The organism is Paracoccus tegillarcae (assembly GCF_002847305.1).
Taxonomy (GTDB): domain Bacteria; phylum Pseudomonadota; class Alphaproteobacteria; order Rhodobacterales; family Rhodobacteraceae; genus Paracoccus; species Paracoccus tegillarcae.
Genome location: NZ_CP025408.1, coordinates 2,180,352 through 2,204,656, shown reverse-complemented (window position 1 = coordinate 2,204,656; position 24,305 = coordinate 2,180,352). Strand labels below are relative to the sequence as shown.

At 63.7% G+C, this 24,305-nt stretch carries 27 protein-coding genes; 13 read left to right on the top strand and 14 right to left on the bottom strand.

Annotation, left to right across the window (positions count from 1 at the left end):
- Positions 1 to 85: 85 nt before the first annotated feature.
- From CUV01_RS10820 to CUV01_RS10795, 6 genes are all read right to left on the bottom strand, one after another.
- Positions 86 to 1,684 (bottom strand): ABC transporter substrate-binding protein, encoded by a 1,599-nt coding sequence (locus CUV01_RS10820; protein WP_101460482.1) that lies wholly within the window; start codon positions 1,682 to 1,684, stop codon positions 86 to 88.
- Positions 1,685 to 1,783: 99 nt separating this feature from the next.
- Complete coding sequence (locus CUV01_RS10815) at positions 1,784 to 2,350, bottom strand: invasion associated locus B family protein (RefSeq protein ID WP_101460481.1); 567 nt, start codon at positions 2,348 to 2,350, stop codon at positions 1,784 to 1,786.
- A gap of 25 nt (positions 2,351 to 2,375) precedes the next feature.
- Positions 2,376 to 3,608 (bottom strand): molybdopterin-binding protein, encoded by a 1,233-nt coding sequence (locus tag CUV01_RS10810; protein ID WP_101460480.1) that lies wholly within the window; start codon positions 3,606 to 3,608, stop codon positions 2,376 to 2,378.
- Positions 3,605 to 4,099, bottom strand: coding sequence for a molybdopterin-guanine dinucleotide biosynthesis protein B (gene mobB / locus CUV01_RS10805; RefSeq protein ID WP_101460479.1), 495 nt, complete (start codon positions 4,097 to 4,099; stop codon positions 3,605 to 3,607). Before mobB ends, CUV01_RS10810 begins: the two co-directional genes overlap by 4 nt.
- Positions 4,096 to 4,704, bottom strand: coding sequence for a molybdenum cofactor guanylyltransferase MobA (gene mobA, locus CUV01_RS10800; protein ID WP_101462025.1), 609 nt, complete (start codon positions 4,702 to 4,704; stop codon positions 4,096 to 4,098). The genes mobB and mobA overlap by 4 nt, the downstream gene beginning before the upstream one ends.
- Positions 4,697 to 5,578 (bottom strand): formate dehydrogenase accessory sulfurtransferase FdhD, encoded by an 882-nt coding sequence (locus tag CUV01_RS10795; protein ID WP_101462026.1) that lies wholly within the window; start codon positions 5,576 to 5,578, stop codon positions 4,697 to 4,699. Before CUV01_RS10795 ends, mobA begins: the two co-directional genes overlap by 8 nt.
- A 532-nt stretch (positions 5,579 to 6,110) precedes the next feature.
- On the opposite strand from CUV01_RS10795, the gene CUV01_RS10790 reads away from it, so the two are divergent.
- Both CUV01_RS10790 and CUV01_RS10785 read left to right on the top strand, forming a co-directional pair.
- Complete coding sequence (locus CUV01_RS10790) at positions 6,111 to 6,671, top strand: ImmA/IrrE family metallo-endopeptidase (protein WP_101460478.1); 561 nt, start codon at positions 6,111 to 6,113, stop codon at positions 6,669 to 6,671.
- A complete protein-coding gene (locus tag CUV01_RS10785) occupies positions 6,658 to 7,734 on the top strand; it encodes a hypothetical protein (protein WP_101460477.1) in 1,077 nt (358 codons plus the stop codon). The genes CUV01_RS10790 and CUV01_RS10785 overlap by 14 nt, the downstream gene beginning before the upstream one ends.
- Positions 7,735 to 7,993: 259 nt before the next feature.
- Here CUV01_RS10785 and rimO read toward each other — a convergent pair whose 3' ends face one another.
- Positions 7,994 to 9,358 carry a 30S ribosomal protein S12 methylthiotransferase RimO gene (rimO, locus tag CUV01_RS10780; RefSeq protein ID WP_101460476.1) on the bottom strand — a complete coding sequence of 455 codons (1,365 nt, stop codon included), beginning with the start codon at positions 9,356 to 9,358 and terminating at the stop codon, positions 7,994 to 7,996.
- Positions 9,359 to 9,520: 162 nt separating this feature from the next.
- On the opposite strand from rimO, the gene CUV01_RS10775 reads away from it, so the two are divergent.
- Entirely contained in the window at positions 9,521 to 9,970 is a 450-nt protein-coding gene (locus CUV01_RS10775; RefSeq protein WP_101460475.1) for a hypothetical protein, read from the top strand.
- A gap of 13 nt (positions 9,971 to 9,983) precedes the next feature.
- Here CUV01_RS10775 and CUV01_RS10770 read toward each other — a convergent pair whose 3' ends face one another.
- From CUV01_RS10770 to CUV01_RS10750, 5 genes are all read right to left on the bottom strand, one after another.
- The gene (locus CUV01_RS10770; RefSeq protein ID WP_101460474.1) at positions 9,984 to 10,493 is read right to left on the bottom strand and encodes an HdeD family acid-resistance protein; all 510 of its coding nucleotides are present in this window, start codon (positions 10,491 to 10,493) and stop codon (positions 9,984 to 9,986) included.
- An 84-nt stretch (positions 10,494 to 10,577) separates the two neighbouring features.
- A complete protein-coding gene (locus tag CUV01_RS10765) occupies positions 10,578 to 11,339 on the bottom strand; it encodes an ABC transporter permease (protein ID WP_101460473.1) in 762 nt (253 codons plus the stop codon).
- Complete coding sequence (locus CUV01_RS10760) at positions 11,336 to 12,265, bottom strand: ABC transporter ATP-binding protein (RefSeq protein WP_101460472.1); 930 nt, start codon at positions 12,263 to 12,265, stop codon at positions 11,336 to 11,338. The genes CUV01_RS10765 and CUV01_RS10760 overlap by 4 nt, the downstream gene beginning before the upstream one ends.
- 30 nt (positions 12,266 to 12,295) lie before the next feature.
- Positions 12,296 to 13,552, bottom strand: a complete 1,257-nt coding sequence (locus CUV01_RS10755) for an MFS transporter (RefSeq protein WP_101460471.1) — start codon at positions 13,550 to 13,552, stop codon at positions 12,296 to 12,298.
- 114 nt (positions 13,553 to 13,666) lie between these two features.
- Entirely contained in the window at positions 13,667 to 14,935 is a 1,269-nt protein-coding gene (locus CUV01_RS10750; RefSeq protein ID WP_101460470.1) for a 4-aminobutyrate--2-oxoglutarate transaminase, read from the bottom strand.
- 277 nt (positions 14,936 to 15,212) lie between these two features.
- Here CUV01_RS10750 and CUV01_RS10745 point away from each other — a divergent pair, with 277 nt between their 5' ends.
- Positions 15,213 to 15,938: a rhomboid family intramembrane serine protease gene (locus CUV01_RS10745; protein WP_101462024.1), complete on the top strand. Its 726-nt coding sequence runs from the start codon at positions 15,213 to 15,215 to the stop codon at positions 15,936 to 15,938.
- Here CUV01_RS10745 and CUV01_RS10740 read toward each other — a convergent pair.
- Positions 15,935 to 16,912, bottom strand: coding sequence for an alpha/beta fold hydrolase (locus CUV01_RS10740; protein ID WP_101460469.1), 978 nt, complete (start codon positions 16,910 to 16,912; stop codon positions 15,935 to 15,937). The genes CUV01_RS10745 and CUV01_RS10740 overlap by 4 nt on opposite strands.
- A 3-nt stretch (positions 16,913 to 16,915) precedes the next feature.
- Complete coding sequence (gene mnmC2 / locus CUV01_RS10735) at positions 16,916 to 17,590, bottom strand: tRNA (5-methylaminomethyl-2-thiouridine)(34)-methyltransferase MnmC2 (RefSeq protein ID WP_198731808.1); 675 nt, start codon at positions 17,588 to 17,590, stop codon at positions 16,916 to 16,918.
- Here mnmC2 and CUV01_RS10730 point away from each other — a divergent pair.
- The 9 genes from CUV01_RS10730 (at position 17,589) to CUV01_RS10690 (ending at position 24,303) form a co-directional block, all read left to right on the top strand.
- The gene (locus tag CUV01_RS10730; RefSeq protein WP_422385834.1) at positions 17,589 to 18,626 is read left to right on the top strand and encodes an NAD(P)/FAD-dependent oxidoreductase; all 1,038 of its coding nucleotides are present in this window, start codon (positions 17,589 to 17,591) and stop codon (positions 18,624 to 18,626) included. The two genes, mnmC2 and CUV01_RS10730, sit on opposite strands and share 2 nt — an antisense overlap.
- Before the next feature lie 139 nt (positions 18,627 to 18,765).
- On the top strand, positions 18,766 to 19,326 hold the full coding sequence (locus CUV01_RS10725) for a DUF4202 domain-containing protein (RefSeq protein WP_101462023.1): 561 nt from the start codon (positions 18,766 to 18,768) through the stop codon (positions 19,324 to 19,326).
- Positions 19,323 to 20,015, top strand: a complete 693-nt coding sequence (locus tag CUV01_RS10720; RefSeq protein WP_101460466.1) for a sirohydrochlorin chelatase — start codon at positions 19,323 to 19,325, stop codon at positions 20,013 to 20,015. The genes CUV01_RS10725 and CUV01_RS10720 overlap by 4 nt, the downstream gene beginning before the upstream one ends.
- Positions 20,016 to 20,055: 40 nt before the next feature.
- The gene (locus CUV01_RS10715) at positions 20,056 to 20,490 is read left to right on the top strand and encodes a MarR family winged helix-turn-helix transcriptional regulator (RefSeq protein WP_101460465.1); all 435 of its coding nucleotides are present in this window, start codon (positions 20,056 to 20,058) and stop codon (positions 20,488 to 20,490) included.
- Positions 20,487 to 20,906, top strand: coding sequence for an acyl-CoA thioesterase (locus CUV01_RS10710; RefSeq protein ID WP_101460464.1), 420 nt, complete (start codon positions 20,487 to 20,489; stop codon positions 20,904 to 20,906). The genes CUV01_RS10715 and CUV01_RS10710 overlap by 4 nt, the downstream gene beginning before the upstream one ends.
- 9 nt (positions 20,907 to 20,915) lie before the next feature.
- Positions 20,916 to 22,541: an AMP-binding protein gene (locus CUV01_RS10705; protein WP_101460463.1), complete on the top strand. Its 1,626-nt coding sequence runs from the start codon at positions 20,916 to 20,918 to the stop codon at positions 22,539 to 22,541.
- A complete protein-coding gene (locus CUV01_RS10700; protein WP_101460462.1) occupies positions 22,538 to 22,993 on the top strand; it encodes a hypothetical protein in 456 nt (151 codons plus the stop codon). The genes CUV01_RS10705 and CUV01_RS10700 overlap by 4 nt, the downstream gene beginning before the upstream one ends.
- Positions 22,990 to 23,829, top strand: a complete 840-nt coding sequence (gene kynA / locus CUV01_RS10695) for a tryptophan 2,3-dioxygenase (protein ID WP_101460461.1) — start codon at positions 22,990 to 22,992, stop codon at positions 23,827 to 23,829. Before CUV01_RS10700 ends, kynA begins: the two co-directional genes overlap by 4 nt.
- Positions 23,830 to 23,853: 24 nt before the next feature.
- Positions 23,854 to 24,303 (top strand): cupin domain-containing protein, encoded by a 450-nt coding sequence (locus tag CUV01_RS10690; protein ID WP_101460460.1) that lies wholly within the window; start codon positions 23,854 to 23,856, stop codon positions 24,301 to 24,303.
- The last annotated feature ends 2 nt before the right edge of the window (positions 24,304 to 24,305 follow it).

Genomic DNA, 24,305 nt, shown 5'->3' with positions numbered 1-24,305 from the left:
CGTTTCGGTGATCTGCGGGCGTCGGATCGGGGGGCGGCGTGTTGCCCCGCCCCCCGTCCGTTTCAAGATCGGTCGTGGCCAAGGTTTACTCGCCCTTGGTGACAGCGCGGTAGATCACCGAAGTGACCGAACCGCCCGATTGCCAGTTGTTCACGCCATCGCGCAGGCCCGTGGGCTCGATCCGCTGGAACAGCGGGATGATCGGAGCCTCGGCCTGATACTGGCGCTGGATATCCTGATACATCGTCGCACGAGCATCGCTGTCCTGTTCCTGGGTCGCAGCCAGCGTGGCCTCGTTCATCTCGGCCGGGACCTCGTAGGCGTTGCGCCATGCCAGCAGACCGGTGGCATTCGCCTCGTCGGCATTGTCCGGGTTATAGGCGAAGGTCGCGGCATTGGTGTTCGGGTCGGAATAATCCGGGCCCCATTCACCCAGGAAGATCGGCACTTCACGGGCGCGATATGCGTCCAGAACCTGCGCGCCGGTCATCTGTTCGATGTTCAGCGTCAGGCCAGCCTCGGCCATCGAAGCCTGCAGCGCCTGTGCCACGTCGGTATATTCGCGCAGATCGCGGACACGGGTGGTGATCTCGCCGCCTTCGACGCCGCCATCAGCAAGGATCTGCTTGGCTTTTTCTACGTCATAGGTCCACGGCATCTCGTCCAGCGCACCCAGATAGCCTTTGGGCAGGAACGACTGATGCGGCACGAATTGCCCCTTGAGGAAGCTGTCTGCAATGCCGTCATAGTTGACCAGATATTTCATCGCCTCGATCACGGCGGGGTTCGACAGAAGTTCGTCCTTCTGGTTCAGGCCCATATACAGAATACGACCGCGCGGCTGATCCTCGATATGGACGCCCTCACCGCCCGAGATCGCCTCGGCATCGGTGGGCGACAATGCGCGGGCAACGTCGATATCACCCTGTTCCAGCTGCAAACGCTGCGCGCTGGATTCCGACACGTTCTGGATGATGACCCGTTTCATCGCCGGTGCGCCCTGAAAGTAATCTTCATAGGCGGTCAGTTGCACCACCTCATTGGCGCGCCAGGCAGCCAGCACATAAGCGCCCGAGCCGGCGTCATTGGTCGACAGCCAGGCGTTGCCCAGATCTTCGCCGTCCACGTTCTGCATGACCAGTTCTTTGTCGACAACGCTGGCGATGTTTGCGGTCAGGCAGTTCAGCACGAAGGATTGCGCATAGGGCGCGTCCAGATGCAGCGTCAGCATATTGCCGTCGGCCACGATCTTTTCTTCGACGTTATCGGGGGTAAAGCCGAACTGGGTCAGGATAAAGGACGGTGTCTTGTCCAGCTTGACCGCACGTTGCAGCGACCATGCGGCGTCCTCGGCGCGGACCGGGTTGCCGGAGTGGAAGGTCACGCCTTCGCGCATGGTGAAGGTGATCGACATGCCGTCTTCGCTGACTTCCCAGCTTTCGGCCAGGCTGGGCTGAAAGCCCGCATCCAGATCGGTCGGGTCAAAATCGACCAGGCGGTCATAGGTGTTGTTGTTGACGTCATTTCCCGAAAATTCAAAGGCCTGCGCCGGGTCCAGTGAAATGATGTCGTCGATGGTCGCGGCCACGACCAGCGCATCGGCAGGCGTTTCCGCATAAGCAGCCGGCGCAATCGCCAGCGCCGAGGCCAGCAAAATCGCGCGCGTGTTCAGCACCTTGTTCATCTTAAAGCTCCCTGTTTGGTTGGAACGTCCGGGTCGCCGCCCGGCTTCATATCGTGCAGGTTGTGGAAGATGGGGGCGTTTGGCAACCCCCATCAAACCCTATTCGGCAGCCGCCGCCGGTTTCAGCGCCGCCAGCCCCTCGACCAGCCCATCAGTCGAGATCGGAAAGACCGTCGGTTCGCTGCCCGCAGAAGGACGATATCCAGCCAGCACACGCTCGGCCGCTGTCAGGCGATCAATGTCAGCCTGTTCGGGCAGGGCAGCCGCCTCGCAGATCTGGCCGTTGCAGGCCTGCCAGACGAATTCCATCCGCTCTTCCTCGGGCGCGCCCTCTGCCTGCAGAACGAAACCCGAGGGCAGGTGCACCCCGACCGGCGCCTGCGCGATCATGATCTGGCGTTCGTCCTCGGTCCAGAAGGCCAGCAGATCGGCCAGCAGCGCGCCGCTGTCGCGGACGGTGATGGTCTGGCTCAGCATGCAGCGGGTGCGGTTCACGCCCAGGGCCTCGCAGCGGACAGTCCAGTCGCCAAAGGCCTGCCCATTGGTGACTTCGGTCGCGGTGGTCGAGGCGGTCAGGCTGGGCGTGCTGGTATCGGGCGCCTCTTGCGCAGAAACGGCCAATGGCAGCGTGACGGCGAAAAGCGCAGAAATCAGAACATGTCGCATGGTTTGATCCTATAGGTTGCGATCGTCAAAAGCTTTGAAACGGAAGATAGCGCAGCGGCGTCCCGGGTGCGACCTCTAGCGCGCCGTCGGGCAGTTCGACCAGGCCATCGGCCCAGGACAGGCCGCTGATCCGGCCAGACCCTTCGGATTCGAACACCTCGGCTGCGCCGTCTGCGTTCAGACGTGCGCGCAGATATTCGCGCCTGCCGGGGCGCTTGGATTTCGCAAAGCCCGCCGGCACGGTAAAGGCCAGCGGCGCGCGCCAGCCCTCGCCCGCGATCAGGCCGGCGGCGGGCCGGGCAAAGATCAACGCACAGACGAGTGCGGCGACCGGATTACCGGGCAGACCGATCACCGGGGTTCCATTCCAAAAGGCCAGCGCCAGCGGACGACCCGGCTTCATCGCGATGCGCCAGGCGGTCAGATCGCCGCGTTCGCCAAGCAAGCGGCTGACGTGATCCTCATCGCCGGCGGAGGCTCCGCCCGAGGTCAGGATCAGATCGCAGCCCGCCGCGCCCCGGTCCAATGCAGCCGCGATGGCGGCCGGATCGTCGGGCGCATGGCCCAGATCGACCGCCTCGGCGGCCCAGCCACGCGCCAAAGCCAGCAGCATGGGGCGGTTGGCGTCCCAGATCTGATGCGGCTTGGCAGGCTGATCGGGGCTGGCGATGATCTCATCCCCGGTCGACAGCACCCCCACACGCAAGCGGGGCCGTACCATCAATTCGGCAATCCCAAGCGCCGAGGCCAGCGCGATATCCGCAGACGTCAGCCGCCGGGCAGCCTGCAGCGCCACGGCACCCTCTGGCAGATCCTCGCCAGCCTCGCGCGTGTTCGCGCCGGGCTTTGGCATCCGGTCAAAGCGCACGCGATCGCCGGTGACATGGCTTTCCTCTTGCAAGACGACCGTGTCGACACCCTCGGGCAGGATGGCGCCGGTCAGGATGCGCACCGCATGACCCTGTGGCAGCGCGCCGTCAAAGGGCTGCCCGGCGGCCGCGCGGCCCTGCGCCAGAGGCATCTCGGCTGCGGCATCTGCATGGGCAAACCCGAACCCGTCCACCGCCGAATTGGCGCGCGGGGGATTGGCACGCCGCGACACCGCATCTGCCGCCAGCACCCGCCCTACGGCATCCGCAGGCGCCACGGTCTGCACCGCCGTCAGCGGCGTCAGCGCGGCGCGCAGCCTTGCCTGCGCCTCATCGACGGGCAGCCAGTCGACACCCGGCGGCATCGAGGATTTTCTGGTTTCGCTCATGCGACCTCCGCTGCGTGGGTCCAGACAAAATCGGCGACCGCGCTGGTGTTGTCATGATCCAGCAGCGGCAGATCGGTTTGCGGCTGCCCGGTCGAGGCAACCGCGACGATATGAAAGCCCGCGCCCAGCAAGGGACGGCCGGTTTCTGGGCGGTGGCATTCGATCTTGGGATGTGGCGCGGTCTTGTAGCCTTCGATCAGCACCAGATCGCAAGGGGTCAGTTGCGCGATCAGATCACCCAGCATCGGCTCTGCCGCCGCGTGCAGTTCGGTCATCAGCGCCCAACGCGCCGGGGTCGACAGGATCACCTGCCCCGCCCCCTGCGCGCGCAGGTGAAAACTGTCGGTGCCCTCGTGGTCGATATCGGCGTGGCAATGGGCATGCTTGATGGCGCTGACGGACAGGCCGCGGGCACGGAATTCGTGGATAAGGCGACCTGTCAGGCCGGTCTTGCCGGAATTCTTCTGCCCGGTGACGCCGAATACCTTCATGCCGTGGTCAGACCTTCCGCCGTGGTGATATCCTCGGGCGTGTTGACGTTGAAGAACGGATCGAACGGATCGGAGGGCCAGACGGCCTGGCCTGCGCCATGCGCCTCGGTCCAGATCACGATCTTGCGCAAACCGCCCTGCAAGGCGCTGCGCAGATCGTCACGCAGCGCGACGGGCCACAGACCAAAGGTCGGGTGACGCCGGACCACGCCCTCGGCATCGGGGCTGGCGGCCAGCGCCAGACCCGACGGCCCGGCGGCGTCCTTCAGCCGCGTTGCAAGGTCATCGGGAAAGAAAGGCGTGTCGGCGGCGGCGGTGACGATGGCCGCAGCGCCTTGCCCCGCCGCCCAATCGAGCCCCGCCAGAACACCGGCCAGCGGTCCGGCATAGCCGTCGATGCTGTCGGGCAGCACCGGCAAATCCAGCGCGGCAAATCGTGCCGGATCGCCATTGGCGTTCAGTGCCAGTGGGGCGCATTGTGCCGACATCCGGGCTATCACGCGGGTCAGCAGGCTCTGGCCGCCGATCATCCGCAGCCCCTTGTCGCCGCCGCCCATCCGGGTCGCACGGCCACCCGCAAGGATCACGCCCGGCAGATCAGTCATCGCCCGCGCCCTTGCGGCGGTGGCGGCGATCCTCATCAGCGACGGCGCCCGGATCCGCATCGAAAAGCAGCCGTTCGGCGCCCGAGAGACAGGTGAACCGCTGCCCGCGCATCCGCCCGATCAGGGTCAGCCCGACCTGCTGCGCGATCTCTACGCCCCAGCCGGTAAAGCCCGAGCGCGAGGCCAGCACAGGAATGCCCATTTGCGCGCATTTGATGACCATTTCGCTGGTCAGCCGGCCCGTTGTGTAGAGGATCTTGTCGGCGCCGCTGACGCCGTGGCTGAACATGAAACCTGCGATCTTGTCGACGGCGTTGTGGCGGCCGACATCCTCCATATAGACCAGCGCGCGGTCCTGTTCGCACAGCACCGTGCCGTGGATCGCGCCGGCGGCCAGATACAGCGAGGGCAGCGTGTTGATCTGCCGCGCAAGGGCGTAAAGCCAGCTGGTGCGAACCTCTGCCGGCGGCAATTGCAGACCGGCGATGCCCTCCATCATGTCGCCAAAGACGGTGCCCACGGCGCAGCCCGAGGTGCGCGTCTTGCGCGCCAGCTTGTCCTCGTAATCGGTGGGGTTGGCGGTGCGAATGATGACGGCTTCGGTTTCCTCATCATAGTCGACGCCGGTGACGGTTTCCCCATCGCGCAGCATGCCCTGATTGCGCAAAAAGCCCAGCGCCAGATAGTCGGGATGGTCGCCGATGGTCATGGCGGTGACGATCTCGCGCCCGTTCAGCCAGATGGTCAGGGGGCGTTCCTCGACCACGCGCAGATCGACGGCCGCACCCGTCTGGTCGATGCCGGCGACGGCGCGCGTCAGGCTCGGCGCGTCGGGGTCGGGCAGGATCGGAAGGGGCGGCAGAGGACGGATCATGGGCCGCAGTCTGACCTTTGCACGAGGGGGCTGCAAGGGGCGTTCACGGGCCGGGGTGTTGCGCAACAGCGGCGGTTCGGTGCGCGGCGGGGCGGTGTTTGGCGGGTGCGCCGGGAAAGCCATAAAACGCCGGGTTTCAGGCCTCACAGAGCGTGCACCGGATGCGCACAGCGCGTACACAGGCTGTACACAGGCTGAGAACGGTGGTGTTGCAGCGCGGGGCGGTTATCGGGACGGAGCCAGCGTTCGCGGTGAGTGCATCATTCCTGATCTTGTCAGCGCAGCCCTGATCTTGTCAGCGCAGCATCAGGACAGCAGGGCGGAAGCGGAACTTCGCTGCAGGTAGGAACCGAAGGCATTCATTAGCAAAAACGCGCATTTGGGTCTCGGCCACCCTGACTGCAAATGAAGAACCAAATTTGCAAAGAACTGCTTGCCATATCAGGTAGAAGGTGTGAGATTTTCCAGATGGATTGACAGACACGCAAGAACATAGTATGAACGTTTTCCGCGTTGTACAGGAGCAGCCTACATGATGCCTGGTGCGCAGAGCAAAACACATGAGTATGAGCATCTGCCCCCCATCCCTTCACAAGCAAGCAAATCTAATGTTTGGGCTTTTGCAGAAAATCTAAGAGCGAAAGTCGGTCTCACCAGCGGTTTCGACTTACCCAAGCTTGTGTCCCGGAATCGTGGCAAAATCGAATACATTGGGATGTTCGACGATGATCAGACCGATGCCATCTTAGTGGAGCCTGATGGGTCCTTTGTCATTCATCTTTCGTCTGAAACAGGAGCGCTTCGCGATAATTTCACAGTTGCGCATGAACTAGGACATCTTTTGCTGCACTGGCCAAGGGTGAAAAAGGCTCACGCAGGGAATGGTATGCGCGCCACACGCTGGGTTGATGAGAGCGACAGAACTCTGGTTAGGTGTGAATGGGAGGCAAACTGGTTTGCATCTGCCTTCCTCATGCCAAAGGAAGATTTTTTTAATGCGTATCATAACGGCGTCGCCAGCGAGACGTTTGGTGTCACACAGGCAGCGGTTGAGGTGAGGGCAAAGACGTTGGGAATACATGCCCGAACTTGAAACGCTAAGATTCGAAGCTGCAGACTACCGCATACGCTTGTTTTTGTCCGTAGACCTTAGCGGGTCTACTGCGTTCAAGAATTCTAAAGAGGGTGAGGCCAGAAAGGCTGGGGCAACGCCAAGTTGGGTGACTGTATTCCAGAGTTTCTACTCCGATTTCCCAAGCTTATTTGCACATGAGTTTCAGCAGCAAAAGAATGCTAGCGTAGGTGCGGATACGTGTCCGCAGCTTTGGAAGGCCGTCGGTGACGAGCTTGTTTTCTGCGGACGCGTTACGAATAAAAAGTCATGTGCTGTCGCGCTCCATGCATTCGTGAAAACCTTATACCATTATCGCAAAGCTCTTAAAGATCAAGACGTTGAATTGAACGTTAAAGGTGCAGGCTGGCTGGCGGCCTTTCCTGAACCTAATCGCACTGTACAACTAAGGACAGGCCATGGCGGCCCAGAACTACTACCTGCATCTGAGGCGCTAGAGCGTTCGGCAGATGAGAAACCATTCGAATTCGATTTCCTTGGCAAGGCGATAGATACAGGATTTCGAGTGGCAGATAAGGCGCAGCCGGACAGGTTTGTGCTAAGCGTTCAATTGGCGCGCCTCCTCGCAACTGATGGTCCAGATCTGAGCTTCGGATACCAAGTTCGCATGGAGCGCCCCATGGTTTTAAAGGGCGTAAACAAGAATGAGCCCTATCCGTTATTGTTCATAGACACGATGGACCTCCTTCCGACACGGGATGCAAAGCAGCTTGAGCGGGAAGTGCTTCGAGAAGATGAGTCCCCCAACCCAGCCAAGGTTTCATCATACCTAGCCGCTTATTGTAAAGTGGTTGGGACAGACGAAATAATGTTAAAAGCTGATAGCAACGCCAACGAAGTTGGTTTTCCCGAAAGCTATTCCGAGCACAGAGAGATTATTTCCAAACACCTTGAAGGTGAGAAGAAAACGGAAATCGACGGAGGCAATAATGGCGATGAAGACACATTATCCCCAGAATGTCTGGACTTCGAGGATGCCTCGCTTAGACCTTTAGAAGGGGAAGAAGAAACAAGTGCGGAATGACACAAACCGCAGTTTCTATCTTCACCCTGGTTTCAGCTTAGCAGAAAATGGCCTCCACCGATGTGCTGCGTTGCAGCGGAGTTGCTACGCGCCAGCGTCTGCAGAGGGCCGTCATTGCTCGGCGTCGTGCTGCTGCACTTGCGAATGCGCGGGCGCCGTGTTGGGCACCAAGCCCTCAAAAGCAGACTTGGGAAGGCGGGCGTTGATCGCGGCCGGGGCGTTGGGTCGTTCGTGGTGATCGCCGATGTCATGGGGCGGGCTAGAGGCGGCCCCAGAGGTCGTATTCGCCGGCCTCGTCTACCGTGACCTCGACGATGTCGCCGGGGGTCAGGGCCTCGAAGCCTTCGTCGATGAACAGGTTGCCGTCGATTTCGGGGGCGTCGGCCTTGGTGCGGCAGGTGGCGCCGTCGGCGTCGACCTCGTCCACGATCACCTCGATGCGGCGTCCGACCCTGGCGGCCAGTCTGGCCTCGGAGATTGCCTGCGCCTTTTGCATGAAGCGGTCAAAGCGGTCCTGTTTGACGTCAGCCGGCACATGGTCGGGCAGCGCGTTGGCGCGCGCGCCGGCGACGTTTTCGTATTGGAAGGCGCCGACGCGGTCCAGTTGCGCCTCGTCCATCCAGTCGAGCAGGGTCTGGAACTCTGCCTCGGTCTCGCCGGGATAGCCGACGATGAAGGTCGAGCGCAGGGTGATGTCGGGGCAGACCGCGCGCCATGCGGCGATCTCGTCCAGCGTTTTGGCCCCTGCGGCGGGGCGCGCCATGCGTTTCAGCGTGTCGGGGTGGGCGTGCTGGAACGGGATGTCCAGATAGGGCAGCACCAGCCCATCGGCCATCAGCGGGATCAGGTCGCGCACATAGGGATAGGGGTAGACATAGTGCAGCCGCACCCATGCGCCCAGACCGCCCAGATCGCGGGCGAGATCGACGATATGCGAGCGGTGGCCGCGTTCGGTTTCGAACTTGCGGTCAAGCCCGTAGGCCGAGGTGTCCTGCGAGATGACCAGCAGTTCCCTGACCCCGGCCTCGACCAGCTTTTCGGCCTCTCGGATCACCGCATGGGCGGGGCGGCTGACCAGGCGGCCGCGCATATCGGGGATGATGCAGAATTTGCATTTGTGGTTACAGCCCTCGGAGATCTTGAGATAGCTGTAATGCCGGGGCGTCAGGGTGACGCCGGATGCGGGCAGCAGGTCGATGAAGGGATCGGGGCTGGGCGGCACGGCACCGTGCACGGCGTCGAGCACCTGTTCGTATTGGTGCGGGCCCGTCACCGCCAGCACCTTGGGATGGGCGCCGGTGATATAGTCGGGCTCGGCGCCAAGGCAGCCGGTCACGATCACCTTGCCGTTTTCCTGCAGGGCCTCGCCGATGGCCTGCAGCGATTCCGCCTTGGCGCTGTCCAGAAAGCCGCAGGTGTTCACGATCACCGCATCGGCGCCGGAATAGTCGGGGCTGATCGCGTAGCCCTCGGCGCGCAGGCGGGTCAGGATGCGTTCGCTGTCGACCAGCGCCTTGGGACAGCCAAGGCTGACCATGCCGATGGTCGGCTGGCCGTCGCGCCGCGTTTCGGGGATATGGGCGCGGGCAAGATCGGGGCGCAGATTGGGCGGATTCTGGATCATCCCTGCCCTATAGAGCATTGCGTGAAAAAGTGGGAACCGCTTTTTTGCCAGTCGCGGCAGGGCTACGCAGTCGTGATCGGGCGCGCGGGCGGGTGATCTGCTCTCGCTCATCTCGCGGCAATGTGGGTTTTCCTTGCGGGGTGGCTGTCGCAATGTGGGGCCATGATCAGACATGCGCTTATCCCGATTGTCCTTGGCCTGTCGTTGTTCAGCCTGCCGCCCGGCCCTGCCGCGGCGCGCGAGGTCATTGATATCGTCAACGATTCCGGCGGCAATGTGTTGCAGGCCATCGCGCGGCGGAACCAGTTGCAAAGCTCTGGCAAGCTGGTGCGGATCAGGGGGTACTGCCGGTCGGCCTGCACCCTGTACCTGACCCTGCCGAATGCCTGCATCGGTCCGCAGGCGCGGGTCGGGTTTCACGCGCCGCGCGTCAAGGGGACCAGTTTCATCCCACCGATTGTCGGCGATCTGATGGGGCAGCATTATCGGGGTGAGATACGCCGGCGCTGGTATGCGGAATGGCAATATTCGCTGCAGATGCACACCATGTCGGCGGCGCAGTACAAGAAGTTGGACCCGCAGATCAAGTTCTGCTGGTCCAACGATGGTTGACGTCGAGCGGCCGTTATTTCCTCGCGGTCGAGCCGAGGACGATCATCGCGACGCCGTTCGAGATCAGTTCGACCGCCAGCATGACGCCCAGCATCACTGCTGCCGATTGCGGGAAGTTCGAGAAGATCATGAGCGACAGGATAACCGCCAGGACGCCGCTGAGCAGAACCAGCCAGAACCCGCCTCCGCGCTGAAGCGAGAAGGACATGATGATCCGGGCGATGCCGGTGATCATGAACAGGATGCCGACGGCAACGGTCAGGGAAATCGTGCCTTCCAGCGGGTTACCGAGTAGCTGGATACCGACCAGAATGAACGCAGCGGCCAGCACGCCGGCCCAGATGCGCCCGCCCCAGCCCTCGGCCTGGAAAACGGCGACAATCTGCAGAACGCCGACGATCAGGAAGCCCCAGCCCGCAATCAGCGTGGCTGTCAGGGTTGCCGCCAGCGGGTTCGCCAAGGCGAAGATACCCGCGATGATCGACAGCACCCCGATGATAATCCAAAGAACTTTTGAGCCCATGGTTAGTCCCTCACTTTGATTTTTATCAATCAAGGTTCTCACGGTCCCGTGACCTTGTCCACCCTAAGGTGTGGCGGCGCGCACCTATTCGCGCAAACGCCAGCCGGTCAGGAAGATCAGGCGGATGGCCACCAGAAGCGCGATGATCATGATCGCCACCGCCACCAGCGACACGCCCACCGGCACATCGGCCAGCCCGAAAAACGCCCAGCGGAAGCCCGAGATCAGGTAGAGCACCGGGTTCAGTTTCGCCACCGCCTCCCAGAAGGGCGGCAACATGCTGGCCGAGTAGAAGGCGCCGCCCAGAAAGACGAGCGGCGTGATGACCATCATCGGGATGATCTGCAACTGCTCGAAATTCTTGGCCCAAAGCCCGATGATAAAGCCCAGCAGCGAAAATGCCACGGCGGTAAAGACCAGAAATGCCAGCATCCAGAACGGGTGCATGATGGTCATGTCGACAAAGAAAAAGCTGGTCGCGAGGATCAGCAGGGCCACGAAGATCGCCTTGACCGCCGCCGCACCGACAAAGCCCAGAACAACCTCGATCCAGCCGGTCGGCGCGACGAGTATCTCGTAGATCGTGCCCGAGAATTTCGGAAAATAGATCCCGAAACTGGCATTGGAGACCGATTGCTGCAACACCGTCAGCATCATCAGGCCGGGCACGATGAAGGCGCCGTACTGGATGCCCTCGACGGCCTGGATGCGGCTGCCGATGGCCGCGCCGAAGACGACGAAATAGAGCGTTGTCGAAATCACCGGCGAGGCGATCGACTGTGTCAGGGTCCGGAAAAAGCGCATCATCTCTTTGTTGAAGATCGCCTGGACGGATTGCCAGTTCATGCTTTTTCCTCCACCAGATCCAGAAAGATATCCTCCAGATTGGATTGCTTGGTCGACACGTCGCGCACGGCGATGCCGGCGCCGGACAGATCGGCCAGCAGGCGGCCGATGCCGCTGCGGCCACTGGCGGTCGAATATTCGAAAACGATGCTTTGCCCGTCATCGGCCAGCGTCAACTCGCGGCCCTCAAGCCCCGCGGGCAGGCTTTGCAGCGGCTGATCCAGTTCGATCACCAGCGTCTTGCGCGAGAATTCCTGCATCAGCTCGGCCTTGGGCCGCACCAGCAGCAATTCGCCCTTGCTGATGACGCCGATCCGGTCGGCCATCTCTTCGGCCTCTTCCAGATAATGCGTCGTCAGGATGATGGTCACGCCGCTTTCGCGCAGCTTGCGCACGACCTGCCACATCTCGCGCCGCAGGGTGACGTCGACACCGGCGGTCGGTTCGTCCAGAAACAGCACGCGCGGCTGATGCGCCAGCGCCTTGGCGATCAGCACCCGGCGTTTCATGCCGCCCGACAATTCGCGGATCTGGGCGTCTTTCTTTTCCCACAGCGTCAGGCTGCGCAGCAACTGTTCGACATAGGCGGGATCGGGCCCCTTGCCGTAAAGCCCGCGCGAGAATTTCACGCAATTCTCGACCGTCTCGAACAGATCGAGCGCGATTTCCTGTGGCACCAGCCCGATCAGTTCACGGGCCGGGCGCCAGTCGGTGCGGATATCGTGTCCGCCGACCAGAATCCTGCCGCCGGTTGGCACAACCAGCCCGCAGATGATCGAGATCAGCGTCGTCTTGCCGGCGCCGTTCGGGCCCAGCAGCGCCAGGATCTCGCCCTGTTCGATGGTCAGGCTGACTTCGTTCAGCGCCTTGGTGCCGCTGTCATATTCTTTCGAAATGTGATCGATTTCGATGATCGCGTTGGTCATGTCGCGACTCCTCGTTATTGCGCGGTGACGCTAGTGCGCCCCCGCGGGGTTGTCCACTGGCGCCGCGCGGTTGCGTAGCGCCAGGATCAGCAGCAGCGCCAGCAGCGCAAAGCCGGCAGCACCGATGCCAAAGGCCGTTGCATAGCCCCAGTGAACGATCAGCGGCTGCATGGCAAGCGGCGACAGAAACTGGCCCAGAAAGAAGGCCGAAGTGACCAGACCCGAGACCAGACCCCGCCGATGCGCGGGCGCGGCATTGAGCGCCGTGGTGATAAAGGTCGGGATGACCAGCCCCAGCCCGGCGCCGGTCAGCGCGGTTCCGGCCATCGCCATCCCCAGACCCTGCGCCATTGCCAGCAGGATAAAGCCGGTTGTCAGCGACAGATAACCGATGACCGGCATGCCGATCCGGCCCAGGATCGGGCGCAGATAGCCCGAGGCCACCGCCATCACCGCCGCCGCCATCATCATCGTGCCCATGACCTCGCCGGTCTGGCGCGGATCGGCCAGGCCAATCTCGGCCAGGTGATAGGGCAATTGCGTCGGCACGGCGTAGAAGATGACAAAGGTCAGCCCCGGCGCGGCCGCCATGATCGCCACCGTCATCGGCCAGCCCGGCTCGCCGGGATCGGCGACGGCGGCACGGTCGCCCGCAGACAGGGCCACGGGTTCGGGCAGGACGCGCCACAGGAACGGGATCATCACCAGAGACAGCGCATAGATGGCAAAGGGCAGACGCGGATCATGCGCGGCCAGCACGCCCGCCGTCATCACAAAGACCAGCCCGCCCAGATTTGTCGCGGCGATCTGATAGCCCATCAGCCGCCCGCGTGCGGGACCGTCGAAATAATCGCCGATCAGCGCCGCCTGCGCGGTCATGATCGCGGCGACGCCCAGACCCAGCGCCAGACGGCTGGCCAGGATCGCCTCGAGCGAGGCCAGATACAGCCCCGCCGTCCCGGCGATGGCGTAGACGATCAAGCCGGTGAACAAGGGCGGCCGCCGTCCCAGACGGTCGACCACCACGCCCGCAAAGGGTGCGACGATGGCCACCAACAGCGAGGGCGCGGTGATCAGCAACCGGGTCAGCAGCTCGGCATTGGGATTGTCGCCAAACATCGCCTGCAGTCCCGGCAGCGCCGGGGTGATGGTGGCGTTTGACATGATGGTCAGCATCGCCGCCAGCATCAGCCCCCAGGCGCGCGGGTCAGCAAGCAAGCGATCACGCGGCGGACCGCCTGTCGCACCAACAGAGTGAAGTGCGCCGGTATCGTCTTGCACGGACATGGCTCAAACCTTACGAATTTGCAGATCGTGCAATATATGGATGGCGCAGGGCACCCGCAAGCTGCGGCCCCCGAAAAACTTCGGTGCAAAAATGCACCGCGGTTCTGCGCGCGGTCACATCCGGGCGGCGCGGATGCTTTCCTCGACGATGTCTAGCGCCTCTTCGAAAACCGCATCCTGAATGGTCAGCGGTGCGAGAAAGCGGATGACATTGCCGTAAACGCCGCAGGTCAGCAGGATCAGATTGCGCTGCAGGGCCTGTTCGCGGACGCGATTGGCAAAGTCGGGATTGGGCTTGTCGCTGCCGGCCATGTTGAATTCGACCGCGTTCATGAAGCCGGGGCCGCGGATATCGACGATTTCGGGCACCTCGTCGCGCAGGCCCGCCAGGCGCTGCTTGAGCCGCTGGCCCAGCCGGGTTGCGCGTTCGTTCAGGCCCTCTTCCTCGATCACGTCCAGCACCGCATGGGCTGCCGCGACGCCCAGCGGGTTGCCCGCATAGGTGCCGCCCAGACCGCCGGGATTGGGGCTGTCCATCACCTCGGCGCGCCCGGTTACGGCGCTGATCGGAAAGCCGCCGCCCAGCCCCTTGGCCATGGTGGTCAGATCGGCGGCCACGCCCGCATGTTCCATCGCGAACAGCTTGCCGGTGCGGGCAAAGCCGGTCTGCACCTCGTCGGCGATCAGCAGGATGCCGTGCTGATCCGCGATCTCGCGCAGTTTGCCGATAAAGCTGGCCGAGGCCTCGTAAAAGCCCCCCTCGCCCTGAACCGGCTCGATGATGAAGGCGGCGACGCGAGCCGGCTCCAGATCGGCCTTGAACAGGCGATCCAGCGCGGCCAGAGCATCGGCCTCGGTCACGCCATGCAGCGGATTGGGAAACGGCAGGTGCCAGACATCGTTCATCATCGGACCAAAGCCCGCCTTGTAGGGCTGGACCTTGCCGGTCAGCGCCATGCCCATGAAGGTGCGCCCGTGGAACCCGCCCGCAAAGGCCACGATGCCCGGACGACCCGTATGGTGACGCGCAATCTTGACCGCGTTCTCGACCGCCTCGGCCCCGGTGGTGGCAAAGATCGTCTTTTTCGCGAAATCGCCGGGGGTCAGGTCGTTCAGGCGTTCCGCCAGTTCGACGTAGTTTTCATAAGGCACAACCTGATGGCAGGTATGGGTAAAGCGATCCAGCTGATCCTTGACCGCCGCGATCACCCGAGGATGGCGATGGCCGGTATTCACCACCGCGATGCCGGCGGCAAAGTCGATATAGCGGTTGCCCTCCTTGTCCCAGATCTCGGCATTCTCGGCGCGGTCGGCATAGATCTGCGTGGTCATCCCAACGCCGCGCGAGATGGCGGCATTCTTGCGGTCGGTCATCGTTGTCATGAAAGGTCCCCCATCAGGCTGGCGCGAGGATAGCCGGCGTTTTGCAACTGTCCAGTCCCGGAAAAGCGATCCGCCCGCCGCCCCCGCGCCTCATGGCGAAAAGCAGCCGCCCGCGCCGCTGAAAACCGGGGCCTGCCGGGTGCGGACGACGCCCCCGGACGGCGTGGCGCTGGACATGCCCCCTGCCGCAAAGGTAGATGCAAGGCAGGCCATGGGCTGCGACGATATCCACAATGATCGGCGGCCGGCCGCTGCCAAACGGACGAAAGCCAGGTGCATGTTTCCAATCCGCGACCACAACCCGTCCGAGCGCACGCCCTATGTGACCTACACATTGCTTGCGCTGAACGTGCTGATGTTCGTGCTGACCCAGGGCTGGAGCGATCAGTTCAATGAATTATGGGCGCGGCTGGCGCTTTATCCGCTGGCGGTGATCCACGGCGATATGACCTGGGGGCTGGTCACCCATATGTTCCTGCATGCCGGGTTCCTGCATATTCTGGGAAATATGCTGTTTCTGTGGATTTTCGGCGACAATCTGGAAGACCAGATGGGGCATGTCGGCTTTTTGCTGTTCTATCTGGCCTGCGGTCTGCTGGCGGCCTTTGCCCAGATCCTGCCCGACGCGCAGTCGGGCGTGCCGATGGTGGGCGCATCGGGCGCGATTGCCGGGGTGATGGGGGCCTATCTGCTGCTGTTTCCGCGCGCACGCGTCGATATTCTGGTCATCATCATCATCATCATCCGCATCTTTACCATCCCGGCATGGGTCATGCTGGGTCTTTGGTTCGGGCTGCAGATCTTTGGCGGGTTCACCACGCTCGGCGCCGAAGAGGGCGTCGCCTATTGGGCCCATGCGGGCGGATTTGTGGCCGGCGCGGTTCTGGCGCTGCCGCTGTTTCTGCGACGTGGTGGCACCGCCTATTGGCAGTTCACCGATGGCCACCCGCCACATCCGGCGGTGAAATATCCGCAAAGCCGCATCCCGCAGGTGCGGCGTTAACAGGGCGGATCGGCAGCTTTGATCCGGCGCAGGCCCTGTTGCAGCGCGTCCAGAAATGGCGCTGGCGTCTCGATCTGTGGGATGTGGCCGGTATTGGGCATCACCAGCAGCGCGGCACCCGGCACCAGCCCGGCCGCCTGCCGCCCCTGTTCCAGCGGTGTGACCGTATCCTCTTGTCCCCACAGGAACACCGTCGGCAGGCATAGATCGCGATAGCTGTCGGGTCTGATGCTCAGCGCATCCGAGGGCACTGTCAGCAGTGAAGGCAGCCAATCGGCAAAGGCCGCAGTGCTGCCCTGCCGCGTCATCGGGCGCTGCAATATGTCCACCACCTCATCGGTTGCCGCCGATTTCACATGCAGGAACGAGGCCAGCAACCGCCGCGTCATCATCGGATTGGTCGCGGTGACGGCAATGCCCGCCTGCCGCATCCAATCGCTGCGCAAAGGCAGGGGCAGTTGCGAGGGCTGCGCGCCGATGGCCAGCGCACCGTCAACCACGACCAGCCCGGCAAAGGCGCCCGGCGTCTGCATCACCGCCTCGACCCCCGGCCCGGCGCCAAAGGAATGCGCGACCAGAACCGGCCTGATCTGCAAGGCACGGATCAGCGCGTGGACGACCTGCGCCTGATGGGCGCGGTCATAGCGGCCCGCCGGGTCACGCTGCGAAAAGCCAAAGGGCGGCATGTCCAGCGCAATGGCGCGATAGCCCTGCCCTGCCATTGCCTCCAGCGTCGGCCGCCACAGGCCCGACCACGCCGCCGTGCCGTGCAGGAACAGCAGCACCGGTCCGTCGCGCGGCCCCAGATCCTGCACGAAAAGCGATCCGGCCTCTGTTTCGATCAATTGCCCCTCGGCGGGCAGAACCGCCGCCAGAGGCTGGGCCTCTCGCAGGGCAGCAGCGATGCGTAAGCCGCCGACCAGCAGCAGGGCACCCAGAACCAGCCCCAGCAGGAACAACAGCAGTTTGCGCATGCCCTACCCTTCGTATCGCCCGACAGACATGTGCCGCTTGCCCGCGAAACCGGGGCGGCGTTCCACCGCAAACCCGGCGGCGGCCAAGGCCCGGCGCACATGGCCCGCGGCGGTATAAGTGGCGAAACTGCCCCCCGGCGCGGTATGCGCCGCGACCTCGGCCATCAGCGCCTCGCCCCACATCTCGGGGTTCTTGGCCGGCGAGAACCCGTCCAGAAACCAGGCATCGGCCTGCCCGCCCCACTCGGCCAGCGTCTGGCGCGCATCGCCTGTGATCACCCGCGCGTTGATCAGCCCGACCTGCATCTGGCGTGTGGACCAACCGTCGCGCAACTGCGCCGACAGATCGGCCAGTTCGGGAAAGCCGGCATGGGCCTGTTCCATCTGCTCAAGGCTCATCGGAAAGCCCTCAAAGCTGGTGAACCGCACCGGCACCACAGCGATCCGCGCCAGCGCCATCAGGTTCAGCCCGGTGCCAAAGCCCAGCTCGGCCACATGAAAGCCGGGGCGCAGACGCGCGGGCAGATCGTTGCCTGCCAGAAACACATGGCCGGTTTCGGCCAGCCCGCCCGCCAGACTGAAATAGGGGTCATCGAAGCGCGCCGAGACCGGAACGCCGCCCTCGCGCCATTCCAGCACCGGCTGGCCGCCCGCCACAGTATCGGTTACATCGCTCATGCCCGCAGCTAGGGGAAAGGCAGGCGATTTGGCAAGCGTGACAGTGATGGGCGGCGGCATCTTCGGACTGGCCTGCGCATGGGAGATGACGCGGCGCGGCGCGCATGTGCGCGTGATCGAGGCCCGCCATATCGGCGCCGGCGCCTCTGGCGGCCATGTCGGCGCGCTGGCCCCCCATGCGCCCGACAACTGGAATGACAAAAAGGCGTTCCAGCTGGACAGCCTGCTGATGGCGCCCGATTTCTGGGCAGAGGTCGAACAGGCATCCGGCCTGCCCAGCGGCTACCGCCGCACGGGCCGGCTGCAACCCGTGACCAACGCCCCCGCGCTGCAAACGCGGATCGACGCGGCGACCAGCCGATGGCCCGAACCGATCGGCATGCGCCTGCTCGGTGATCCGCAATCCCCGCTGGCGCGTCCGGGCTGCTGGCTGCAAGACGACCTGACGGCGCGGCTGAACCCAAAATCCGCGCTGACCGCACTGGCCGGCGCAATCCGCGCCAGAGGCGGCGAGGTGATCGAGGGCCAGACCGCCACGCCAACCGGACCGACCCTCTGGGCGACCGGCATAGACGGGCTGGATGCCCTGAACGACAGCGCCGGGCGCAGCATCGGCAAAGGCGTCAAAGGCCAGTCGGCGCTTCTGGATTTCGCCCTGCCCGACAGCCCGCAAATCTTCACCGATGGGCTCTATATCGTGCCGCATGACGACGGCACGACTGCCATCGGCTCGACCAGTGAAAACGAGTTCACCCATGACCGCCCCGACGATCAGCTGACCGACCTGATCGCCCGGGCCCGCGGCCTCTGCCCGGCGCTGGCCGATGCGCCGGTCATCGACAGATGGGCCGGCATCCGCCCCCGCGCCCGCTCGCGCGCACCGCTGCTGGGCGCCTGGCCCGGCCGCACGGACCAATATGTCGCGAATGGCGGCTTCAAGATCGGCTTTGGCATGGCCCCGAAAATCGCCGCGATCATCGCTGATCTGATCCTCGATGGCAAAGACACCATCCCGCAGGACTTCCGCCTGAGCTGACCCGTCTTTGGCGTTGAAATATCCTCGGGGGGTGTGGGGGGCAGACAGCCCCCCACCGTCGCGGGACGCAATCGGCCACCTCACCGCTTGCGCCCGACCCCGGCCTCGCGCGACAATGCCTCAAACGCCCGAGGACATCATGACCCAGCTTGACACCGCCTTCGCCGCCATCGACGCAGCCAATGCCAAGGATCCGACGCCAGAGGATGGCCAGCCCGCCGCGCTGCTTTACGGCCAACGCATGACGGCCGAACAGCAGCGGCTGTTTCCCGATGCCTCGGAACCGCTCAGGATTGCCTGCCGGGGCCAGCATATCGAGCGCTGGACGCTGCCGCGCGAGGATTACCCGATGGACCGGGCCGGCTATCTGCAATGGCGGCAGGAACAGGGCCGCCGGCACGCCAGGCGCGTGGCCCAGATCATGGAAGAGGCCCAGTATTCCGGCGAGGATATCGACCGGGTGCAAAAGATGCTGACCAAGCAGGGGATCAAGCGCGATCCCGAGGTGCAGGCGCTGGAGGATGTGATCTGCTTTACCTTTATCCGCTGGTATCTGGGCGATTTCATGGCCGAGCAACCCGACGATAAAATGCCCCGCATCATCGAACGGACCGCCGGCAAGATGTCACCCGAAGGCCGCGCCAGGGTGCTGGAGGAATTCCAGATGCCCGAGCATTTCGCCCATTATTTCCGCGAATGATGCGGGCCGTCATCGTCTCTCACGGTCAGCCGGGCGATCCCGAACCGCAGGAACGGGCCATCCGCGCGCTTGCCGCAATGGTTGCGGGCCATGATCCGGGCTGCGAGGTTCTGGGCGCCACGCTGGCCATGCCCGGCGCGCTGGCCGCTGCCGCACAGAATGACAGCCTGATCTATCCGATGTTCATGGCCGAGGGCTGGTTCACGCGCCAGCAATTGCCCAAAAAACTGGCGCAGGCCGGCGCGCCGGGCGCGCGCATCCTGCGGCCCTTTGGCACCGATCCCGCACTGCCCGCGCTGCTCACAGCCAGGGCACATGAGGCGGCGGCGGCGCAGGGGTGGCGCGCGGATGAGACCACGGTCTTGCTGTCGGCCCATGGCTCGCAGGTCAGTCAGGCCAGCTTTACCATCACCAATCAGGTCGCCGGTCAGATCGCCGCGCAATTCGCCCGCGTCGTCACCGGCTTTGTCGAACAAGAGCCGTTTCTGGCCGATGCTGCAGCCGGGCTGACCAAGGCGGTCAGCCTGCCCTTTTTCGCCTTGCGCGCAGAGCATGTGACCGACGATCTGCCGCAAGCACTGGATCAGGCAGGCTTTTCCGGCCCGCGCCTCGACCCGATCGGGTTGGCCCCCGAGGTGCCGGCGCTGATCGCAGCCGCGCTTCGCCAAGAAATTTCAAGCTTGAAATAATTACAGCCCTATGCCAGCCTTTCCCGCAGGAGGTGGCCGAATGAGCGATCTGTCCAAGCGCCGGCTGAAATTGTGGATCAGACTTCTGGGCGTCACGCGCGGGGCGGAAAACCACCTGCGCGACTATCTGCGCCGCGAACATGCCACCACCCTGCCGCGCTTTGACGTGATGGCCGCATTGTGGCGGCGGCGCGACGGGGTCACAATGACCGAATTGTCGCGGATGCTGCTGGTCTCGAACGGCAACGCGACCGCCGTGGTCGACCGGCTGGAAACCGACGGGCTGGTGCGCCGCGAGGCCGAGGATGGCGACCGCCGCCGCATCCGTGTGCGCCTGACGCCCGAGGGCTTGTCGCGCTTTGAAACCATGGCCGACGGACACGAAGCCGAGGTCGATGCGATCTTTGCCCGGATCAGCGATGACGATCTGGACAGCATGCGCGATATCCTGTCCCGCGCCGCGAGGGCAGAATGAGTTATCGCCGCATCCTGCCCATCGAATTCTGCCATTGCGACCCGGCGGGCATCGTCTTTTACCCGCGCTATGTCGAGATGGCCCAGCATGTCGTGGAAAATTATTTTACCGAAGTGCTGGAAACGCCGTTCAGCCAGATGGTCGCCGCAGGTCAGGGCGTGCCCGCCGCCCGGCTTGAATTCGATTTCCGCAAGCCGTCGCGCCTTGGCGATCGGTTGGAATGGGTCTTGCAGGTCGAACATATCGGCCGCAGCAGCATCCGTTTTCTGCTGAACGCCGAGGACCGGCTGGAGGCGCGCATCACCGTGGTCTGGATCGGCGAGGGCTTTGTCCCCGCGCCCCTTCCAGATCCGGTCCGCAAGCGGTTGCAGGCACATCATGTCCAGGGCGCCACAGCGCCGGGCGATGGCAGATAGGGGGCAAGGATGCAGCACTTGGGACCGAGCGGACATCAGGACAGCTTTACACGCGACAACCTGCCGCCTGCCGATCAGTGGCCCGAGATCGTTCTCTCCGGCTTTGACTATCCCGATTGGCTGAATGTCGGCGCAGAACTGACCGATCACATGGTCGAGCGCGGCTTTGGCGACCGCACCGCGCTGATCGGGAACGGGCGGGCGCGGACTTATAAGGAACTGACCGACTGGACCAACCGGCTGGCCCATGCGCTGGTCGAGGATTACGGGGTCAAACCCGGCAATCGGGTGCTGGTCCGCTCGGCCAACAATCCCGCCATGGTCGCCTGCTGGCTGGCCGCGACCAAGGTTGGCGCGGTGGTGGTGAACACCATGCCGATGCTGCGCGCGGGCGAGTTGACCAAGGTGATAGACAATGCCGAGATCACCCATGCGCTGTGCGACACGCGGCTGATGGACGAACTGGTCTCGGCGGCCAAGGGCTCGGCCACGCTGCGCACCGTGATCGGCTTTGACGGCACCGCGAACCATGACGCCGAACTGGACCGCGCCGCCCTGACCAAGCCGGTGCATTTCGAGGTGGTGCGGACCGGGCGCGACGATGTGGCGCTGTTGGGTTTTACCAGCGGCTCGACCGGCGAGCCCAAGGCCACGATGCATTTCCACCGCGATCTGCTGATCATCGCGGATGGCTATGCCAAAGAGGTGCTGGGCGTGACGCCGGATGATGTCTTTATCGGCTCGCCGCCCCTGGCCTTTACCTTTGGGCTGGGCGGGCTGGCGGTGTTTCCGCTGCGGTTCGGGGCCAGTGCGGTGCTGCTGGAAAACGCATCTCCGCCCAATATGATCGAGATCATCCAGGCCCACCGCGCAACCATCTGCTTTACCGCGCCGACCGCATACCGCGTGATGCTGCGCGCGATGGAGGAAGGCGCGGATCTGTCATCCCTGCGCGCCGCCGTCAGCGCGGGCGAGACGCTGCCCGCGCCTGTCTGGCAGGAATGGCGTGACAAGACCGGCAAGCCGATGCTGGACGGGATCGGCGCGACCGAGATGCTGCATATCTTTATCACCAACCGTTTCGATGACAGCCATCCCGGCTGCACCGGACGGCCTGTCAGCGGCTATCGCGCCAAGATCGTCGATGACGCGGGCCGCGACCTGCCACGGGGCGAGCCGGGGCAGTTGGCGGTGATCGGCCCGACCGGATGCCGGTATCTCAAGGACCGGCGGCAGGCGGATTATGTGTCGGACGGCTGGAACATCACCGGCGACACGTTCTGGCAGGATGAGGACGGGCGGTTCCACTTTGCCGCGCGGTCTGACGATATCATCCTGTCGGGCGGCTATAATATCGCCGGTCCCGATGTCGAGGCAGCGCTCTTGGCCCATGACGATGTGCTGGAATGCGCGGTGATCGGAGAGGCCGATCCCGAGCGTGGCCAGATCGTCGTGGCCCATGTGGTGCTGGTCGAAGGCACCGCCGCCGATGACGCGGCGATCCTGCGTTTGCAGGCGCATTGCAAGGCGATCATCGCCCCCTACAAATACCCCCGCCGGGTCGTATTCACCGACGCGCTGCCGAAAACGGCGACCGGCAAGATCCAACGGTTCAGGTTGAAGGATGCCCCTTGACTGATCGCAAACCCTTTGCCCACGACCCGCCTGGCGTGCCCAGGTCGGTGGCGGATGGCGTCCGGATCGTCGATGGCCCTGTCGTCAAGATGGCGATGGGGCCGCTGAATGTGCCCTTTCCCATCCGAATGACCGTCTTGCAGTTGCCCGATGGCATCCGGGTGCATTCGCCGATCAGCCTGACCGACCTGATCGAAAACGTCGCACCCGCGCGTGTCGGCACGGTCTGGCGCTGGATCATGGCCGTGGCGGGAAACCCTGGCCCCACGGGCAGCACACCCCGCGACGATCGCGCAGTGATCCCCGACAAACTGGCTGTCGGTTTCGTTGCACAGCAGATGGTCGCGCCTGATCCGGCGCGTGTGATCCTTGCTCATGGCGATTGCCATTTGGAAAACCCGGTCCCCCGGCTGCAGCAAGCCCTTGGCCGGGCATTAAGGAAAGCGGCATGAACGACAACGAACCCAAGCCCTATGATCCCGCTACCGAAGGCGCGCGCATGTCGTTTCAGGGCCGCATGGCCTACGGCGATTATCTGGGACTGGGCGATCTGCTGAACGCGCAGCATCCCCTGTCGGATGCGCATGACGAGATGCTGTTCATCATCCAGCACCAGACCAGCGAATTATGGATGAAACTGGCGCTGCACGAGATGGCTGCGGCGCGCAGGGCCATCGCGGAGGGGGATCTGCAACCGGCCTTCAAGATGCTGTCGCGCGTGGCCCGCATCATGGAGCAGTTGAACGACGCATGGGACGTGCTGCGTACGATGACGCCCAGTGAATACACGCAGTTCCGCGATATTCTGGGCGAAAGCAGCGGCTTTCAGTCGCATCAATACCGGATGATCGAATTCGTCGCGGGCAACCGCAATATGGCGATGATCGGCCCGCATGAACATCGGCCCGATCATGCGCGCGCGCTGCGCGATGAGGTGGCCAAGCCCTCGCTATATGACACGGTTCTGGCCCGGCTGGCGGCTGAGGGCTTTGACGTGCCCGCGCGCGACCGGCTGGACGTGGCGCATCAGCCCGATGCGGCTGCGCGAGCGGCATGGCTGGCCGTTTACCGCGATCCGGCGCGGTACTGGGAATTGTATGAACTGGCCGAAAAGCTGGTCGATTTCGAGGATTACTTTCGCCGCTGGCGCTTTAACCACGTCACCACGGTGGAACGGATCATCGGCTTCAAGCGCGGCTCGGGCGGGACATCGGGCGTGGCGTATTTGCGCAAGATGCTGGAGGTCGTGCTGTTTCCCGATCTGTGGGAGCTGCGCACGGAACTGTAATTCACCAAGAGGGAGGGACCGAAAATGACACAAGGCGATACCGGGATAACCGGCGCGGATGAGGCCTATGAAGGCAAGGCGTGGAATGTGGTTGGCCACACCTATACGCCCAAGCTGCACACCGAGAACGCGATGATCTGGCATGCGGTTGTGCCTGATGGCACCTTTGTGCCGCCGCATATCCACCCCACGCAGGACGAATGGATCGTCATGCTGGACGGCAATCTGGAAATCGAATTCGGCGATGATCTGCACAAGGCAGGCCCCGGCGATACGATCCGCATGCCGCGCGGTATCGCGCATGGGATCTTTAACCGTTCGGGGGCCACGGCCACCTGCGTCTTTGGCGTCGCGCCCTCGCGCAAGCTGTTTGCCCTGTTCGGCAAGCTGGACGGTGTGACCGACCCGGCAGAGCTGGTGCGCATCTCGGCCGAGCACGAGGTCGATTTCCTGCCGCCCCCGTCCGAGGGCTGAGC